This window comes from Lentilactobacillus rapi DSM 19907 = JCM 15042, assembly GCF_001436255.1.
GTDB classification, from domain to species: Bacteria; Bacillota; Bacilli; order Lactobacillales; family Lactobacillaceae; genus Lentilactobacillus; species Lentilactobacillus rapi.
In genome coordinates this window covers 13,878-32,017 of record NZ_AZEI01000003.1, presented here as the reverse complement: position 1 = coordinate 32,017, position 18,140 = coordinate 13,878, and the positions used below count along the sequence as shown (strand labels likewise).

The 18,140-nt window shown below is 41.5% G+C and carries 17 protein-coding genes; 14 read left to right on the top strand and 3 right to left on the bottom strand.

Going from position 1 to position 18,140, the window contains the following annotated elements; all coding sequences use genetic code 11:
- Positions 1 to 11 precede the first annotated feature (11 nt).
- Entirely contained in the window at positions 12 to 485 is a 474-nt protein-coding gene (gene smpB / locus FD12_RS00565; RefSeq protein WP_056981089.1) for an SsrA-binding protein SmpB, read from the top strand.
- A gap of 96 nt (positions 486 to 581) precedes the next feature.
- On the opposite strand, the gene FD12_RS00560 is transcribed toward smpB, so the two are convergent.
- On the bottom strand, positions 582 to 1,178 hold the full coding sequence (locus FD12_RS00560; protein WP_054746740.1) for an LURP-one-related/scramblase family protein: 597 nt from the start codon (positions 1,176 to 1,178) through the stop codon (positions 582 to 584).
- A 233-nt stretch (positions 1,179 to 1,411) separates the two neighbouring features.
- On the opposite strand from FD12_RS00560, the gene FD12_RS00555 reads away from it, so the two are divergent.
- Genes FD12_RS00555 through FD12_RS00540 form a run of 4 tightly spaced genes read left to right on the top strand, consistent with a single transcriptional unit; the run spans position 1,412 to position 4,106 of the window.
- Positions 1,412 to 2,104 (top strand): uracil-DNA glycosylase, encoded by a 693-nt coding sequence (locus tag FD12_RS00555; RefSeq protein WP_056981087.1) that lies wholly within the window; start codon positions 1,412 to 1,414, stop codon positions 2,102 to 2,104.
- A gap of 33 nt (positions 2,105 to 2,137) precedes the next feature.
- Complete coding sequence (gene pta, locus FD12_RS00550; protein WP_056981084.1) at positions 2,138 to 3,115, top strand: phosphate acetyltransferase; 978 nt, start codon at positions 2,138 to 2,140, stop codon at positions 3,113 to 3,115.
- A gap of 27 nt (positions 3,116 to 3,142) precedes the next feature.
- A complete protein-coding gene (tsaE, locus tag FD12_RS00545; RefSeq protein ID WP_056981083.1) occupies positions 3,143 to 3,622 on the top strand; it encodes a tRNA (adenosine(37)-N6)-threonylcarbamoyltransferase complex ATPase subunit type 1 TsaE in 480 nt (159 codons plus the stop codon).
- Entirely contained in the window at positions 3,615 to 4,106 is a 492-nt protein-coding gene (locus tag FD12_RS00540; RefSeq protein WP_056981081.1) for a GNAT family N-acetyltransferase, read from the top strand. Before tsaE ends, FD12_RS00540 begins: the two co-directional genes overlap by 8 nt.
- Before the next feature lie 41 nt (positions 4,107 to 4,147).
- Here FD12_RS00540 and FD12_RS00535 read toward each other — a convergent pair whose 3' ends face one another.
- Positions 4,148 to 4,699 (bottom strand): 3'-5' exonuclease, encoded by a 552-nt coding sequence (locus FD12_RS00535; protein ID WP_263862398.1) that lies wholly within the window; start codon positions 4,697 to 4,699, stop codon positions 4,148 to 4,150.
- 125 nt (positions 4,700 to 4,824) lie between these two features.
- On the opposite strand from FD12_RS00535, the gene murB reads away from it, so the two are divergent.
- Both murB and FD12_RS00525 read left to right on the top strand, forming a co-directional pair.
- On the top strand, positions 4,825 to 5,739 hold the full coding sequence (murB, locus tag FD12_RS00530; protein ID WP_056981180.1) for a UDP-N-acetylmuramate dehydrogenase: 915 nt from the start codon (positions 4,825 to 4,827) through the stop codon (positions 5,737 to 5,739).
- 13 nt (positions 5,740 to 5,752) lie between these two features.
- The gene (locus FD12_RS00525; protein ID WP_054746738.1) at positions 5,753 to 7,876 is read left to right on the top strand and encodes a Na+/H+ antiporter; all 2,124 of its coding nucleotides are present in this window, start codon (positions 5,753 to 5,755) and stop codon (positions 7,874 to 7,876) included.
- 170 nt (positions 7,877 to 8,046) lie between these two features.
- On the opposite strand, the gene FD12_RS00520 is transcribed toward FD12_RS00525, so the two are convergent.
- A complete protein-coding gene (locus tag FD12_RS00520; protein ID WP_054746737.1) occupies positions 8,047 to 8,727 on the bottom strand; it encodes a DUF1361 domain-containing protein in 681 nt (226 codons plus the stop codon).
- A gap of 179 nt (positions 8,728 to 8,906) precedes the next feature.
- Between FD12_RS00520 and cdaA the strand changes: the two genes are divergently transcribed.
- The 7 genes from cdaA to FD12_RS00485 all read left to right on the top strand — a co-directional run bounded on the left by cdaA (position 8,907) and on the right by FD12_RS00485 (position 17,955).
- Positions 8,907 to 9,749 (top strand): diadenylate cyclase CdaA, encoded by an 843-nt coding sequence (gene cdaA / locus FD12_RS00515; RefSeq protein WP_054746736.1) that lies wholly within the window; start codon positions 8,907 to 8,909, stop codon positions 9,747 to 9,749.
- Between the two features lie 2 nt (positions 9,750 to 9,751).
- A complete protein-coding gene (locus tag FD12_RS00510) occupies positions 9,752 to 10,717 on the top strand; it encodes a CdaR family protein (protein ID WP_056981079.1) in 966 nt (321 codons plus the stop codon).
- A gap of 35 nt (positions 10,718 to 10,752) precedes the next feature.
- Positions 10,753 to 12,102 (top strand): phosphoglucosamine mutase, encoded by a 1,350-nt coding sequence (glmM, locus tag FD12_RS00505; protein WP_056981076.1) that lies wholly within the window; start codon positions 10,753 to 10,755, stop codon positions 12,100 to 12,102.
- Positions 12,103 to 12,321: 219 nt separating this feature from the next.
- A complete protein-coding gene (glmS, locus tag FD12_RS00500; protein WP_056981074.1) occupies positions 12,322 to 14,139 on the top strand; it encodes a glutamine--fructose-6-phosphate transaminase (isomerizing) in 1,818 nt (605 codons plus the stop codon).
- Between the two features lie 295 nt (positions 14,140 to 14,434).
- On the top strand, positions 14,435 to 15,898 hold the full coding sequence (locus FD12_RS00495) for a glycoside hydrolase family 73 protein (protein ID WP_056981073.1): 1,464 nt from the start codon (positions 14,435 to 14,437) through the stop codon (positions 15,896 to 15,898).
- 216 nt (positions 15,899 to 16,114) lie between these two features.
- Complete coding sequence (locus FD12_RS00490; protein WP_235809030.1) at positions 16,115 to 16,777, top strand: glucosaminidase domain-containing protein; 663 nt, start codon at positions 16,115 to 16,117, stop codon at positions 16,775 to 16,777.
- Between the two features lie 104 nt (positions 16,778 to 16,881).
- A complete protein-coding gene (locus tag FD12_RS00485) occupies positions 16,882 to 17,955 on the top strand; it encodes an ABC transporter ATP-binding protein (RefSeq protein WP_056981071.1) in 1,074 nt (357 codons plus the stop codon).
- Positions 17,956 to 18,140: the final 185 nt, after the last annotated feature.

The window sequence follows — 18,140 nt, the reverse complement described above, 5'->3', positions numbered from 1 at the left end:
AAGGTGGTTGCATGGTCAAGAAAAAGCCAAAACAAAATAACGATAATCTAATGGCGCAAAACAAAAAAGCCCGTCATGATTATTCGATCCTCGAAACATACGAGGCGGGTGTTGTTTTAACCGGAACAGAAATCAAATCGATCCGGGAACGTCGAATTAACTTAAAAGATGGCTTTGTTCAAATTAGAAACAACGAAGCGTGGATGATGAATGTGCATATTAGTGAATATGCGCAGGGAAATCAGTTCAATCATGATCCACTGCGAAATCGAAAATTATTACTTCATAAAAAACAAATCAATAAATTGGCGCAAGCAACTCAAGACAAAGGGGTAACCATTGTGCCACTGAAGGTTTACCTTAAAAAGGGCTTTGCAAAGGTGCTGATTGGTGTCGCAAAAGGTAAACGTGAATTTGACAAGCGAGAAACAATTAAGCGCCGAGACCAAAAGCGCCAGATTGAACGAGTTATGAAGCACTATTAAAATAATTGCCAAAAAATGCCTTCTCAAAGGTAATTGTATTTTGGCCGTTAAACTAAAAAAGAGTCACATTCTAATTTTGAGTGCGGCTCTTTTCGTTTATTCCTGTTTTCTTTTGGATTTCAGGATTGTTTGACATTTAAAATGGAACGGCTGAGAATTTTCCCAATTTGGATTGGGTTTGGCAGCCAATGTCCCCAGATCTCGTAGTTTGATTCTTGATGTGTGGACCAATGAGGGATGGTTTAAAATGGCGGCAATCGCTACAACCAGGGGTTCATGTTTAAACGTATCCACCTTAATCAGCCGGATAATTTGATCAGACTGGCCATATGATTTGATTGTGGCAATCTTTTCCCGTCGATGCCAAATGGTATAACTTTGTTTCTCTTGATTGCCGATAACCAGCCAATTGAGGCCATTAATAAAAATAGTTGTGTAATGCATCGAAATGTTGATGACGGAACTGCCAACAAACTGGTGGAGAAAGAAAATGTCAAATTTTGGCGTCGTTCCCATCGATTGTTGGCGTACTTTTGCTAGGATGTCACCCGTTATCGAGTAAACAGAAAAAGTGTCGGAAACTAAGCCCCATTTCCCGACAATGAGATATTTTGTGTCTTTATATTCATCGATTACCCGACTGGATCTGGTATGGTCCAATTCGGATAAATTTAGTTGAATTATTCGGCTCATAGACGCATTTCCTTTTCGTTTAATAGTTTCATTTTAACACATGCGTTCGGGAGAAAAGTATTTTTGTGCCAGTAGTTTTGTGGTATCCACTCAATCTTCAGCAAAACACTGTTTTCGGTCATTACTGAAAAATCTAACAGTTGATTGTTACCGGCACTCTAATACTCAAACCTCCTGCTTCACTCTCGTTATTTGAAAATGAATATGGTAAAATCGATTGTGAGGTGTTGCAAATGAAGCGGTTTATTGACAATGACTGGTGGGATGTTTTGGAACCGGAATTTGAGAAAACGTACTACCAGCAATTAAGAAAATTTTTAATTTCAGAGTACCAAACCCAGTATATTCACCCAGATATGGATAATATTTTTGAAGCATTTAGGCTCACACCCTTTAACAAAGTGAAAGTGGTGATTTTAGGGCAGGATCCGTATCACGAACCTCATCAGGCTCAAGGACTCAGCTTTTCAGTAATGCCAGGTGTCAGGATTCCACCTTCACTTCAAAATATTTACAAAGAATTACAGTCCGACTTGGGCATCAAACCTGTTCAGCATGGCTCTCTGGTGAGTTGGGCTAAGCAAGGGGTCTTGTTACTCAATTCAGTTTTGACCGTCCGAAACGGCCAGGCATTCTCGCATAAGGGCAAAGGTTGGGAGCGGCTCACTGATGCAGCTATTAAAAAATTATCTGCCAGAGAAAAGCCGGTCGTCTTTATTTTATGGGGGCGGGCAGCCAGAGATAAGATTGCGTTGATTGATACCGACAAAAATATCGTGATTCAGTCGGCCCATCCAAGTCCACTTTCAGCAAATCGCGGATTTTTCGGCTCCAAACCATTTTCAAAGACCAATGAGGCACTAGTCGCTATGGGAGAAGAGCCAATTGACTGGCAATTACCAGAAAAAGTGAGTCAATCGTCTTAAATCAAAATCACTCATTAATTGGAGGATATAATCGTGGAATTATTTGAAAGTCTTAAACAGAAGATTAACGGGAAAAATATTAGCATTGTGTTTCCAGAGGGCAACGATGCCAGAATTCTTGGGGCAGTCAGTCGCCTTTCTAAGGAAAAAGTACTCAAACCAATTGTACTTGGCAATCCAGATGAAGTTCACAAATTAGCAGCAGATTCAGCAATTGATTTGGGCGATGTTGAAATTGTCGATTATCAGAATTTACCTCAAGCACAGATTGATGAAATGGCGGCTGCAATTGTTGATCGCCGAAAGGGTAAGACTGATGATGCCAAGGCACATGATTGGCTGAAGGATCCAAACTATTTTGGAACCACTTTAGTTTACATGAACAAAGTAGACGGAATGGTATCCGGTGCCATCCATGCAACCAGTGATACGGTTCGCCCAGCTTTACAAATTATCAAAACAAAGCCTGGTGTCAGCTTAATCAGTGGCTCGTTCCTATTACAAAAAGGAGATCAACGCTTCTTGTTCGCTGATTCAGGTATCAACATTAATCCGAATGCTGAACAACTTGCGGAAATTGCAGTTGTCAGCGCAGATTTTGCCAAAGCATTTGATATCGATCCTAAAGTTGCCATGTTAAGCTTCTCAACCAAGGGATCCGCTAAGGGCGAGATGGTTGAAAAGGTTCAGGAAGCTACTCAGATGGCCCAAGAAAAAGCGCCTAATGTCCCAATTGATGGTGAATTTCAATTTGATGCCGCATTTGTGCCATCGGTTGCTGCCAAAAAAGCACCAGATTCTAAGGTTGCTGGCCATGCCAACGTCTTCATCTTTCCAGACCTGAATTCTGGTAATATCAGTTATAAGATTGCGGAACGACTTGGCGGGTTTGAAGCGATGGGGCCTTTGCTTCAAGGCCTGAATAAGCCGGTTTCGGATCTATCTCGTGGCAGTAGCGAAGACGAGGTTTATAAAGTGGCGATTATTACCGCTGTTCAAGCCTTACAGTAAGGCGATTTCTTTTGATGAGGTGATTGGTTGAAAAATACAGTAACGGTCGATTCAGCTGAGCAGACGATGCAAATTGGTGAAAAGTTGGCGCAATTTCTCCAGCCTCAAGATTTAATTTTACTTGATGGTGATCTAGGAGCCGGTAAAACGACCTTTACCAAGGGATTGGCTAAGGGACTTGGGATTCAGCGTCCGATCAAGAGTCCGACATTTACAATCATTCGGGAGTATCAAGACGGTCGTATTCCGTTGTACCATATGGATGTCTATCGCCTAGAAGAAGGCGGTGGGGATGACCTGGGTCTTGAAGAATATTTTAATGGCGATGGTGTGAATGTCGTTGAATGGTCCAAGTTCGTGGCTGATGAATTGCCATCGAAATATTTACGGATCATTTTCCATCGGGATGATGCCCAGGGCGATAATGTTCGAACTCTTACGTTTGAAGCCCAGGGTGATCGGTTTAGCAAAATGATCAATGAGGTGTTAGGAGAATCCAATGAGTGATGAGGTGAATTTTAGGCTGGCTGAACCAGCAGATGCTCAAGCAATTTTGGAGCTGTTGGTTCGGCTGCAGCGGGAATCTGATACCTTTCTTGTGGACTCAGACCTAAGCGAGATCACCGCGGAGATGGAAGCCGATCAAATTCGATTAATCAACCAGTCGCACACGAATCTCATGGCAATTGCCTTAAATGGAACCCAACCGATTGGTATTGTCACGGTGGATGGAATTGACCAGAATAGTGGTGAACTAGGAGTCGCGGTCCTGAAACACTTTCAGGGTTACACGATCGGGACTAACCTAGTTGAGCTTGCGATTGAGTGGGCTGTCGATTACAGTACGCTGGCCCATTTGAAATTAACGGTATTTGCCAACAACGGACCTGCAGTTCATATTTATGAAAAGCTAGGATTTAAGCGGGCAAGTACTTTCTCTGAACATGATCAAGAAGTTTATAAAATGATTTTAAATATGCCAGAAAAATAAAGTGACCTCAGAATACATCTGAAATCACTTTTTTATTTGGACTAAATCGCTTTGACAAATTGTCGTAAAGCATTACTCCCAAACTGATGCTGTTCAGTTAACAAAATATTAGCGCAGGCAACACTATCATCTAACGCATTGTGATGATGGTGCAAGTCAATATTGAGATTGTCACACAATGTGTTTAGCTTATGGTTAACAAAATTTGGATAAAACTGTTTAGAAGTTCGCAGCGTATCCAACGTGAGATAGTGAGGCGGTTGTAATTCATAACGTTCCAGAGTGCGTTTCAAGACACTATTATCAAATGACGCGTTATGAGCAACCACCAACTTGTTCGCTTCAAATAATGGCGCAATATGTTCCCAAAGTTCAGGGAAAGTTGGCGACATTGCGACATCTGACTCGTGAATGCCATGAACGTTGATGTTTCGCCAACTAAAATCAGTTTCTGGATTGATCAAGGAATAAAATTCGTGAGCAATTTGATTGTTTCTGACAATGACCAGGGCCAAAGAACAGGCACTTGCCCGTTTAGCGTTTGCAGTTTCGAAGTCCATTGCGACAAAGTTCATCTTTTTCACCTCATTAATAGTAATATTGTACAAATATCTTCTCAAAAATACAAACAAACGGTCGCGAAAGTTCTTTGGCCAACATTGAAAACTTCAATCGTGGTAAAATTAATGTATACGTTTTGGAAACAGAGGAAAAACTGATGACTATTTATGAAAACTTAAAACAACAACATCCAGATATCAAAGTTTTATTAAACGAACCATTGTCCCACTTTACGCACACGCTCACTGGCGGTCCTGCTGATGCGTTGGCATTACCGACCTCAGTTGCTCAATGCCAAACCTTGCTTGCATATGCCAATGAGAATCAAATTCCAGTCACGGTTGTCGGCAATGCCAGCAACCTGATTGTTCGAGATGGCGGTATTAGGGGTTTGACGATGATCCTAACTGAAATTAATAAAATTACCAGTCATGAGAATATGATTGTTGCCGATGCCGGGGCTTCATTAATTAACGTCACCAAGGCGGCCCAACATCATTCTTTAACGGGCATTGAGTTTGCTGCCGGAATTCCGGGTAGTGTCGGCGGGGCAATTTTTATGAACGCCGGTGCTTATGGTGGCGATATTGATGATGTCGTGGTTGGAGCGGAAGTTTTAACTCCTGACAATCAAGTCCTTCACTTGACTCACAAGCAATTGGATTTTGGCTATAGACACTGCAGTGTTCAAGATAACAATCAAATTGTCCTGTCGGCGACATTCTCACTCCGAACCGGGATTGCCGAAAAAATTCAAAAGGAAATGGATCGCCTTAATCAATTACGGGCATCCAAGCAGCCGCTGGAACTACCGTCATGTGGGAGCGTCTTTAAACGACCAAAGGGCTACTTTGCTGGCAAGTTGATTCATGATTCAGGCTTGCAGGGATTCCAAATTGGTGGCGCCCAAGTTTCCACTAAGCACGCCGGCTTCATTGTGAACGTGGATCATGCGACCGCGACTGATTATTTAAATGTGATCAAGCATGTTCAAGCAACTGTATTTGAGAAGTTTGGGGTTCATTTGGAAACGGAAGTCCGAATTATTGGTGAACAACCCACAACGAAATAGGAGTTGGTAATTAGTGCATATTCTCGAAGCTGTTATCTTATTAATGGCCTTAGTGATTTTTTCCAATGTGGTTGATCATTTTGTTCCTGCCGTACCGGTTAGTCTGATTCAGGTTCTGATTGGTTTGGCGGTTGCAATATTTACGAAAATTTCTATTCCACTTGAAACGGATTGGTTCCTTCTACTATTCATTGCACCCCTTCTGTTCAATGATGGGCGGCGGTTTCCCAAACAAGAGCTGTGGAAGCTGCGAGGGCCCATTTTGGCTAATGCAATTGCATTGGTCTTTTTGACGACGATTGTTGGCGGCTTGTTATTCCATGTGTTAATTCCAACCATGCCTTTATCGGTCAGTTTCGCGCTTGCGGCCATTCTGTCACCAACCGACCCAGTTGCGGTTCAGTCCATTTCCAAGCGGGCAAAGTTACCTGAGGGCATTTTGCATATTGTCAGTGGTGAAAGCTTGATCAACGATGCCAGTGGGTTGATTGCGTTTAAATATGCCGTTGCAGCAACGGTTACTGGAGTCTTCTCCCTTAAGGCGGCTGCCATCGACTTTGTATACATAAGTATCATGGGGTTTGTCAGTGGAATTGTCATTATTGCAATTATTTTACTCATTGAAAACTGGCTGTACCGCCAAGGAATCAATGACGTCATTTTTAGCACTGTTCTGCAAGTGACGACGCCATTTGTCGTTTATTTATTAACCGAGGAATTTTTACATGCTTCCGGAGTGATTGCTGTGGTTGCGGCAGGGATCGTTTTTCACTTTTACGGGACTGCCCCGGATCGAAGTCAACCAGAGCTCAAGTTGGTTAGTGAACGAACTTGGGACATCATTATTTATACCTTAAATGGAATTGTGTTTTTGATTTTAGGGATTGAGCTGCCAATTGCGACAACCAATGTGATTCAAAATGATAAGATCAATACATTTGCCGCAGTGGGGATTTCGTTCGTTGCCTGGCTGATTTTATTGGTGATCAGAGTCGTGTGGATTTATGTTTATCAATTGGCAAGTACGATTCGATCCCGAAAAGTGAAGTCCGTGAAAACTAAAGAAATGCCAACTTTTAAGGCAGCTTTACTAGCAGGCCTTTCTGGTGTTCGGGGGGCTGTAACAATGGCCGGAGTTTTATCGATCCCAATGGTTGTTGCAAACGGGGATGGATTTCCAGCCCGTTCATTAGCTTTGTTTGTGGCAGCGGGGGTCATCATTATCAGTCTGGTAGTGGCAACAGTGATGTTGCCGTTGATTTCAGAAGATAAGGCGCCGCTATTAACCCGAGCAAACGCTGCTAATGATCCGGATGAGCTAACGGAATCCGATAGCGACCCTGACGAACATTATATTTCTGAGGATCAGGCGAGAGTTTATATCATGAAGTTAGCAGTTCAGCGAATTGAAGAAGAACGGCGTCCTAGTAATCAAAAGGAAGCTTATGACTTAATTTTGGATTATCAATTCCTGATTCGTAGATTAGAACTGAAATTACAGAACAAACAGGAAATGGACTCGATCATTTCCGACGAATTGGCACTTAGACGGGTTGCATTAAGAGGTGAACGAGCGGCAATTCAACGAATATACAAGGACAAAGAGATTTCTAAGGAGACCTTCCTGATTTCCAATGCCCGACTGCAGCGGCTTGAGAATCGGATGATTCATTCGATTGGTCGAAAAATCAAATTGGGCCATGGAACATCACAGCAGTTTATGAGACTGCGTAACAAGCTTTCGTTAATGTTGATTCAACGTCACAGTCATCACGACATTTCTGATGAATTAGCACTCGTTCAACGGGAGCAGGCCAAAGGTGCCATTAAAGAATTATCAAGTTATTTTGCCCGTGACGATATTGATAATAACAGGTTTGACGGCCAATCCGTTTACCATTTGATTATTCATTATCGTAATCAGATTGAATTGGCAAAGGAACATTCCAAAAAACAAATTAAAGATCATACAATGCAGTATCAGCATTTGCGAATTAAAGCATTGGCAGCCGAAAGAGAGGGTGTCCAAATCCTCCTGGAACAGGGGAATATTGATTGGGCCATGGCCGCTCGGCTGCGACAATACATTAATTATTCGGAAACCGTGTTGATAATGGATTATCAGAATGATGAGTAACAGTCCATGAAAAATGCTGCAAGATGATCAGGAACGATAATGATTTTGCCCATTCAAACCATGCTCTAGGATCTTCTAACCCATGGAATTAATGGACATCATCAAAACAAGCCTACTCGGTTTTCATCTCAATTGGGATGTGCCCGAGTAGGCTTGTTTTGACCAAATATTTATTTTTCTGATGGTGCTTGCTGATCTTTCATAAAGTGCGAACTTCCAATTAATTTCAGTGTGTAGAAGAAGACCAACTGAACAATTGTGAGTAAGCCAATAAAGACGATTGCCGGCCGACTCCACATATTCATTAGCGGTCGAATGAATAGCTCTGGTGTGAGGAATAAATAGATTGTGTGTATTCGCAAAAAGCGGCCAATGAAGATTCCAATCGACGTTAAAATTGTCAACAAAACAACGATGGCATGTTTGAACCATAAATGATTCAATTTTAATCGATAGCTAATTGCTTTGGAAACTCGATCCAGTCCCCAGATACCAATGACTGTCGAAAACAGGGTGGAGATCAAAAGCAGTGAAAACTTCAGCCACATGACATCATTTAATCTCAGCAATCCATTTGGACCATAGGGTGTTAATAACGATAAGTGAAATAGATCAGTTAATAAATAGGGCGTATTGGGGTAAAATAGTAACCATACCAGCACAATCACCCAGAATAGCAACCCGTTTTTGGGTGTTTTATTGTCAATATGAAAGCTTAGCTCAATTGGAATGAACGCTAAAAATGTATTGAGAACCAAAAAATTGAATGGAGGCTCTTTTAGATAAGTGTAGAGGATTGTGATCCAGCCGATGAAACATGCCCGGACAATCCATTTATTTAATTGACTCATCAGACAAACCTCCCCTCAACTAATATTAAACTATTTTTACAAACCAAATGCTATAAATAAATCGGATTCTGGTTATTTTTTATAATTTATTTAAAGATCCCCCGGAATTTGGTATGATTAGATGTTCACGCAATTAGAATGCTATAATGTTGCTGACAAAATTAATTAAGGAGCGCGCAATGGACTGGTCTGGAATTTTTACATTACATAATTTTATAAATTTGATTGATATCTGTGTCGTCTGGTTTTTGATATACAATTTAATTCTGATGGTTCGTGGGACCAAAGCAGTTCAGCTCCTTCGAGGAATTGTTTTCATTCTGCTGATTAAGATTGTGAGTGTTTGGATCGGTCTGGCGACAGTTTCGTGGATCATGGATCAGGTCATCAACTGGGGAGTCATTGCCATTGTGGTCATCTTCCAGCCTGAAATTCGTAGAGGTTTGGAACATTTGGGCCGCGGTTCCCTGTTTGTTCGTGGACGTCAAGAAAATGAAGCAGCTAAGAAAATGATTTCATCGTTGGATAAAGCCATTCAGTATATGTCCAAACGCCGAATTGGTGCCTTGATTACGATTCAAATGAATACTGGTCTCGAAGAGTATATCGAAACTGGAATTGATATTGATGCTGATGTAAGTGGTGAGTTATTGATCAACATTTTTATTCCGAATACGCCCTTACATGATGGCGCGGTGATTATTAAGAATAATCGGGTAGCCGTTGCTGCCGCCTATTTGCCTCTTTCTCAGAGTAATTTAATCCCCAAAGAACTTGGAACCAGACATCGAGCTGCGGTCGGAATTTCTGAACTGACTGATGCCATGACGGTGGTGATTTCTGAAGAGACCGGCGAGGTTTCAATCACTCAAAATAATGAGTTGCTCCGGGGGATGACTCAAGATGATTATCTAAAGTATTTCCGTGATCAACTGTTAACCGATGATTCACAACCGACTCATCGAACAGTCATTAACACCATTTCGACTTTCATCGAAAATCACTTTAAAGGGGGTCGGTAACCGTGAAAAAGTTTCTATTCAATAATTGGGCCTACCGACTTCTATCTTTATTTTTTGCTATCTTACTGTTTCTTTATGTTGGTGGAACTCAAATGGGCTCATCTACGCAAGACAGTGAAAGTAGCAACTCCACTCAGTTAACTTCTAATAAATCAAAAACGTTTTCGGTTCCATTATCGCTAACCGTGAATAGTAATAAATATTTTGTGACGGGTTATCCAGAAAAGGTCAAAATTCACTTGAGTGGGCCATCTGCTTTGGTTACAACAACGGCTAATACTCAAAACTTTAAAGTTTATGCAGACCTTTCAAAGCTCGGCGTGGGTAGTCATACGGTCCGGATTCAACAAGAAGGACTCAATAATGATTTGAGATATCGGTTTGAACCGGCTAAAATAAAGGTTAATATTCAACCGCGAAAGACCGTGAGTTATCCGCTCCAAGTTAAATATTCCAAGGGGAATGTGGCTTCTGGATATCAAGCTGGTAACGCCACGGCAGACGTGAAGACTGTCAAGATCACCGGGGCATCTGATCAGATCAACCGGATTCATTCGGTTGTTGCCCAATTGAACGTGCCACAGAACGCAAAATCATCAATCAACAGTCAAGCGATTATCGAGGCCTTGGACGCTGATCAGAATACGGTGAACGTTGTGATTACTCCAGCCACGGCTGATGTCACATTGCCAATCACGCCTGGCAACAGTAAAGAATTACCAGTTAAGTTGGAAGCCAAGGGCATTACTGACGACAATGAAAGCTTTACGTTGACATCTGCAACTAAACGGGTTCGGGTATTTGGAACCAAAGCTCAACTGAAAAAATTAAGCTCAGTTGAGGTTGAGGTGGATACAAGTGACGTTAAGAATACGAAGACCAAAAAGATTGAACTTGACAGTAAATTGAACGACGTCAAAGGGTTTGATCCAGATTATATTAATGTGAAGATTACTAGGAACAACTAGTTGTTATTTTATATTTGAAATGAGGAAAATTTATAATGAAGTATTTTGGTACTGATGGTGTCCGTGGAATCGCGAACAAAGAGCTTACCCCAGAACTTGCCTTTCGTTGTGGCCGAGCTGGCGGTTACGTATTAACGCATCATTCAGAGCGCAAACAACCACAGGTGCTGGTTGCCAGAGATACTCGGATTTCTGGGCAAATGTTGGAAGAGGCGTTAATTGCCGGCTTACTCTCAGTCGGAATTGAGGTCTTGAATCTCGGAATTGTTACCACTCCCGGGGTTGCTTATTTGGTCAGAAATCAGGAAGCCGATGCCGGGGTGATGATTACCGCATCGCACAATCCCGTCGAGTATAATGGCATCAAGTTTTTCGGTGCGGATGGCTACAAACTTTCAGATGAAATGGAAGAAGAGATTGAATCCATCCTCGAACGTTCTGAAGACATTTTGCCTCGGCCAGCAGCTCAAGGCCTTGGTGTCGCCGGTGATTATCTCGAAGGCAGCCAAAAATACATTCATTTTCTTGAGCAGACAATTTCCGAAGATTTATCAGGAATCAAGGTTTGCGTTGATGCTGCGAATGGCTCAACCAGCAAATTAGTCACGACACTTTATGCCGATTTGGGAATTGAATTTGAAACATTGGCAACTAACCCGGATGGTTTAAACATCAACGATCATGTGGGCTCCACTCATCCTGAGCAACTCCAGAAGTTTGTTCTTGATCAGGGCGTTCAAGCTGGAATTGCTTTTGATGGTGATGGCGACCGTTGTATTGCTGTTGACGAAAACGGCAAGTTGGTTGACGGGGATGCCATTATGTACATTTGTGGTAAATACATGGCAGAACGTGGTCGCCTGAAGAAGAATACCATTGTGACAACAGTGATGAGTAATATGGGTATGTATAAAGCCATGGAGCGTGCCGGGATGACCAGCGTGAAAACCCAAGTTGGTGACCGGTACGTTGTCGAAAAAATGAATGAAGACGGTTATAACCTTGGTGGCGAACAGTCTGGTCACATTGTCTTTCTTGATTTCAATACAACCGGGGATGGCATGTTGACAAGCCTCCAATTATTGTCCGTCATGAAAGCGACTGGCAAGAAATTATCCGAGTTGGCTGGTGAAGTTAAGAAATACCCACAAAAACTCATTAACGTTAAAACGAATCAAAAGAAGACAGGGATGGATAACCCCAAGATTCAAGAAGTTATCAAACAAGTTGAAGAAGAGATGCACGGTGATGGTCGCGTGTTAGTTCGACCAAGCGGAACCGAACCATTATTGCGAGTGATGACAGAAGCGCCAACTCAGGATTTAGTTGAAGACTATACCAAACGGATTGCTGACGTCGTCCAAAAAGAAATTGGAATTGAATAATTTGATGAAAAAGCCAGCTGAACTTTCAACTGGCTTTTTCATTTATAAGGATTTACTTAAAGAAATGCTCACCGGCTCTCTGTAAATTTTAATTTCCTATACCACTTCATCTATTTTATTGACTTTTTTGTCCAACTTGTGTAGATTATACGTGTTAACAAATTAATTTAAATGATATTTTTGTATATACCAATTTATAAATGCTGAGGAGAATACATTATGTGTGGAATTGTTGGAGTTACTGGAAACGACAATGCTGTTTCAATTTTATTGGAAGGCCTTGAAAAACTTGAGTATCGTGGTTATGATTCTGCCGGAATCTATGTCAATGATTTAAATGGCAATGATTACCTGGTTAAACGCAAGGGACGGATTTCTAATCTTGAGGCTGCTGTTACCCCTGAAGTTCATGGGTCAGTCGGAATTGGCCACACCCGTTGGGCGACTCATGGGGTTGTGAGCGTTGCAAATGCGCATCCACAATATTCTGAAGACCACCGTTTCTACTTGGTTCATAACGGGGTTATCGAAAACTACAAGGAATTGAAAGCAAAGTATCTAAGCAGTGTGACTTTTGAGTCTCAAACGGATACTGAAGTCGTTGTTCAGTTGATCGATCGCTTCGTTCAAACTGAGGGATTATCGACCAAACAAGCTTTCTTGAAGACGTTAAGCCTGCTTGAGGGTTCATCCTATGCATTCCTGTTAATGGATAGCACCGATCCTGAAACTTTGTACGTTGCTAAGAACAAGAGCCCATTACTGATTGGCTTGGGTGACGGCTGCAACGTTGTTTGCTCTGATGCGTTGGCCATGCTCAACGTGACCCATGATTTCTTGGAACTCCATGATGGCGAAGTTGTGACCATCAAGCCTGATTCAGTTGTGATTGAGGATGCTGAAGGCAATCACGTTGAACGGGATAGCTTCCACGTTTCAATGGACGCTCAGGAAACTGACAAAGGTACGTACCCATATTACATGTTAAAGGAAATTGACGAACAGCCAAACGTGATGCGTAATTTGGCTTCGCTTTATACTCAAGAATCTGGCCGACCAAATATTGATCAGGATCTAATCAATACGATGAAGCAGGCGGATCGGATTTATATTGTCGGTGCCGGTACAAGTTATCATGCCGGTTTGGTTGGGAAAAAATTGTTTGAAAAATTAACCCACGTGCCAACCGAAGTCCATGTTGCATCTGAATTTGCATATGACAACCCGCTTCTCTCGGACAACCCATTCTTTATTTTCCTATCACAAAGTGGTGAAACTGCCGATAGTCGTGAAGTCTTGGTTAACGTCAATGCTCACGACTATAAGAGCTTGACGATTACAAACGTTGAGAACTCAACCTTGTTCCGAGAAGCAACTTATACATTGTTGTTGCATGCCGGTCCAGAAATTTCCGTGGCTTCAACGAAAGCTTACACTGCCCAAATTGGTGTCGAAGCCATTTTAGCCAAGGCACTGGGCGAAGCAAAGCAACAAGTCATTGCCGAAGAATTTGATATTCGCCAGCAGCTTGGCTTGGTTGCTACAGGGATGCAGGCTATCATCGATGAAAAAGATATGATCGAAGACCTTGCCAAGAAGTACTTTGTTCCAACAAGCAAAGCATTTTATATCGGTCGTGGAATTGATCAGACTGTTTCATTGGAATCAGCCCTGAAGCTTAAGGAAATTTCATATGTACAGGCTGAAGGATTTGCTTCAGGAGAGTTAAAACACGGAACGATTGCTTTAATTGAAGAGGGGACGCCAGTTGTTGGGATCATTACCCAGAAACGAACTGCTAATCTGACTCGAAGTAATCTTCAAGAAACAATGTCTCGTGGGGCTCAAACCTTCACGATTGTCCGCAAAGGATTGGCTCAAGACGGGGACACAATTATTATCCCTGACGTTGATGAAATGATTACGCCATTACTGAGCGTTGTACCAGCTCAATTGATTGCCTATTATACAAGCCTTAACAAAGGTTTGGATGTTGATCGACCAAGAAACTTGGCCAAGAGTGTGACAGTGGAATAGTTTTAACTCATGCGTTTAAAAAAGTTTCGAAATCTGCAAAAGGTTTCGAAACTTTTTTGACGCTAAAGACGCTAACTTTCTTGCAGCTATAGTGTTTAACTTGATTTTAAAAATAATTTAGATTTTTTCAGGCTAATTTTTTGTGTTCAAGTTCAAGATAATATAGTATTATGTGTGTTGAAAAGTATTAAGAAAGTATTAAGAATTAAATGTTTAAATTTGTTGTGAACCACTTCATTTTTAACTGAATTTCTAATATGATAGTGGTGTGAGTTCTAACGAAGGGGTGGAATGATTGAATAAGGTAATTAAACATGGACTTGCTGCCATCGTTGTAGCTGGGATGGGGATCTTGTGCTCAATGTTTCCGGCCCAAAGTACATATGCTCAGTCTACAAACGCAAACAGCTTCATAAATGAATATAAAAGTGATGTGAAAAAAGCGTCAACAAAATACAATCTGTACGGTTCTGTGATGATGGCTCAGGCTGCACTGGAAAGTGCGTGGGGACAAAGCCAATTAACGACAGAAGCAAATAATTTCTTTGGGATTAAGGGTGCCTACAATGGCCAATCGGTTTCAATGCCAACGACCGAGTATAATAGTAATGGACAGATGGTTAATACCACTGCCAACTTTAAAAAGTATCCAAGTGCCTATGCTTCTTTTGCTGATAACGGTTCAACTCTGAGAAACGGGACTAGCTGGAATCCCCGCTACTATTCGGGCTCTTGGAAAGAGAATGCATCCAGTTATGTAGCGGCTGCAAATGCGTTGACCGGAAAATACGCAACGGCACCGAATTATGGGGCCTCGTTGATTAACTTGATTCAGACTTATAATTTGGATCAAGTATTCGGCGAAACAGCTTCATCATCCAGCAGTTCCAGTTCTGCAACTGCGACATCAAGTTCATCAGAAACCAGCAGTTCGGCCACTACGGCTCCAGTTGCTCAGAAAGCACCATTGGCCTCAGTTAAGTACTATCATTCATCTGGAGCTGACCAAGTGCCGCTCTCAAGTAAATATAAGAAATATTATGTGTATAATCATATCAAGGGCGCCAGTCACTCCGAAAAGAAGTACACCTGGCAGTCATTAGGCGTCAATAATCGGGTGAATGTTTACCTTGACATGCGTGGCGTCAAGCAGGGAACTTCCAGTTCATGGTATCGATTGAGATTCTATCAAAATACCAAAGCTAAGAAGTTTTGGGTTTACGCACCAGCATTGAGTTTTGCTCAGACGTATTATGGTTCAACATCTGGTCGATTAACCCCCAATGTTAAGTCCGCTGGTAAACTCTATAATCACGTGGTTGGGACACCCACACTTGCTAAATCCGTTACCAAACTCAAATCATTGAAGCCAAAAAAGGCAGGCTATTCAGTCGATAAAACTGCCCTTCAATCTTCCAGCAAGGGACCAATTCTCTGGTATCGAGTTTCTGATGGTAAAACTAAAGGCTGGATTAAGGGCAGCGATGTCACGTCGTATCCTGCCTCAGTTGCAATTGCCAACGCCAAGGCAACTAAAGTAGTGGCTAAGAGTGCATCTTCCAATCTGCTCTATGACCGGGCTGTTGATAATGGGAATATGCAAAAGCACTATAAAGTTGCCCAAACAAATCTGAAAATTGGCACGAAGGTGACGGTCGATAAAATTGGGTATAAGATTCAGGATCACTCAACTTGGTATCGCATCACAGCGCCGGGTTCCAACAACAAATATTGGGTTTCTGCTAAATGTTTATCATGATTCAAACCCTAAAGTAGCAAATATCAGAAAGTGATGTATAATAAAATTCTGGTATATGAATTTAGGGAGGTTTTCCAAATTTTTAAACGACTTAAAAAAGTGATTGGAAAAGCGATAATCCTGGGGGTCTCGATTATCGGTTTTTCTTTTGTTAACAATCAAGTAGTCAACGCAAGCGTTGAAACCGACTTTATCCAACAAATGAAGGCTCCGATTGTGAAGGTCAGTAAACAAAATCACTTGTATCCTTCAGTGATGATGGCCCAAGCAATTGTCGAAAGTGATTTTGGCCGTTCTGAGCTCTCAGTGCAGGCTAATAATTATTTTGGGATCAAAGGGACCTATGATGGTCAATCGGTCACGATGAGTACCGGAGAGTATAATTCCAAGGGGAAACATTATATGACCGCCGCTCAATTCAAAAAATATCCGAGTGTTTTGGCTTCAATCCGGGATAATGCATACGTTCTCCGCCACGGGACTTTGACGGATCCGGACTATTATTCGGGAACTTGGACTAACAATGCGCTTTCGTCTACAGATGCTGCCATGGCGCTTTCCTCAACATATGCGACGGATATGGCTTATGGGAATAAGTTGAATGCTGTGATTATCAAATATGATCTCAATAAACTTGACTCAAGTGCAAGTTCGAGTGACATCAACTCAAAAATAGAAGCATCGTTAAAAAAACAGTTGGGAAGTTCGAATAAAGCAGAGCAAGTTCAATCTGAGCAAGAGGCGGAGTCCCGGATTACGCAGAACAATCAGCCACTACCCAAAAATATTTTTGGGCAAAATAAGCGTTCAGATAATCTCAATGAAACTAATGAGGTCCAAATAAATAATATTCTTATGGAGAAAGTGACTCAACAATAGTTTTTAAAGGTTCGCAAAGATTACTTGCGGATCCTTTTTTTGAGTGACCTTTTTGGTATAATGTGATTTGTTTATATTGGAATCTCTTAAAGTAGGAGAGAATAATTTTGGAAGATTATAAAGTAAAAGTGCAAAATGTTACCAAAGAATATGATTTATTTAAAACTCAGTCAGAAAAGTTACGCTCATTCTTTTCGGTGTCTAAAAAAGCCGTTCCCCATTTCTGGTCATTAATGGGTATTTCTTTGACAATTCAACCGGGCGAAACCCTTGGCCTGATTGGCGTTAATGGTTCCGGTAAGTCGACTTTGTCAAACATTATTTCTGGTATTATTCCCCAAACCACTGGTTATGTAGACGTTCGTGGTGAAACATCGATTGTTGCGATTAGCGCCGGTTTACGAAATAATTTAACCGGCCGGGAAAATATCCGGCTAAAGTCCTTAATGCAGGGAATGACCAACGAACAAATTGACGAAATGATGCCAGATATCATCTCATTTGCGGATATTGGTGATTTCGTCGATCAACCTGTTAAGAGTTATTCAAGTGGAATGCGTTCCAGACTTGGGTTCGCAATTGCTGTTCATATTAAGCCAGACATTTTAATCATTGACGAAGCGTTGTCAGTTGGTGACGACACGTTCTATCAGAAATGTGTTGATAAGATTACTGAATTCAAAGAAGAGGGTAAGACGATCATTTTTGTCAGTCACTCTCTCAAACAAATTCGAATGTTATGTGACAAAGTTGCTTGGATTAACTATGGTGAGTTGAAGATGGTCGGTGAAACCAAAGAAGTCACTGACAAATATCGCGAGTTCACCCAGTGGTTTAAGAAGCTTAGCAAAAAGGAAAAGCATGCCTTTGAATCTAAACGAAAGAGCGTGCAAAAGAACTTCAGCATTGAAAATTATCAAAAGCAAATCACCGATCAAATGCAGGAAGAGGCCCCTCAGGATAAAAGTATCCCGTCAAAAGTTCACCATTTATTCTATGGATCAGTGATTAGCGAGAAGATGTCCATTTGGAACCAATTACTCACGTGGGGAGTTCTCCTTGTTATTGTGTTCTTCTGCTTGGTTAACATTTCTGGATACTCTGTTGGGCACGTTTTGAGTGACCCGTCTTTGATTTTGCATCCATCCCACGTTTTAAACTTACCTGGTATTAAATAACGTTGATTATGAATAATAGTGGTCTAAATTGATGATTTTGTCGATTTACGCCACTTACTTTGATTACAGTATTGACAGCGCTTCCAAAAGTGGGTATATTATGTGCGGGTACTAAATAAATACCTTCTAATCAATTCTCTTTCTCTCTTAAAAGCCGGCAGTCTTTGTACTGCCGGTTTTTTTAT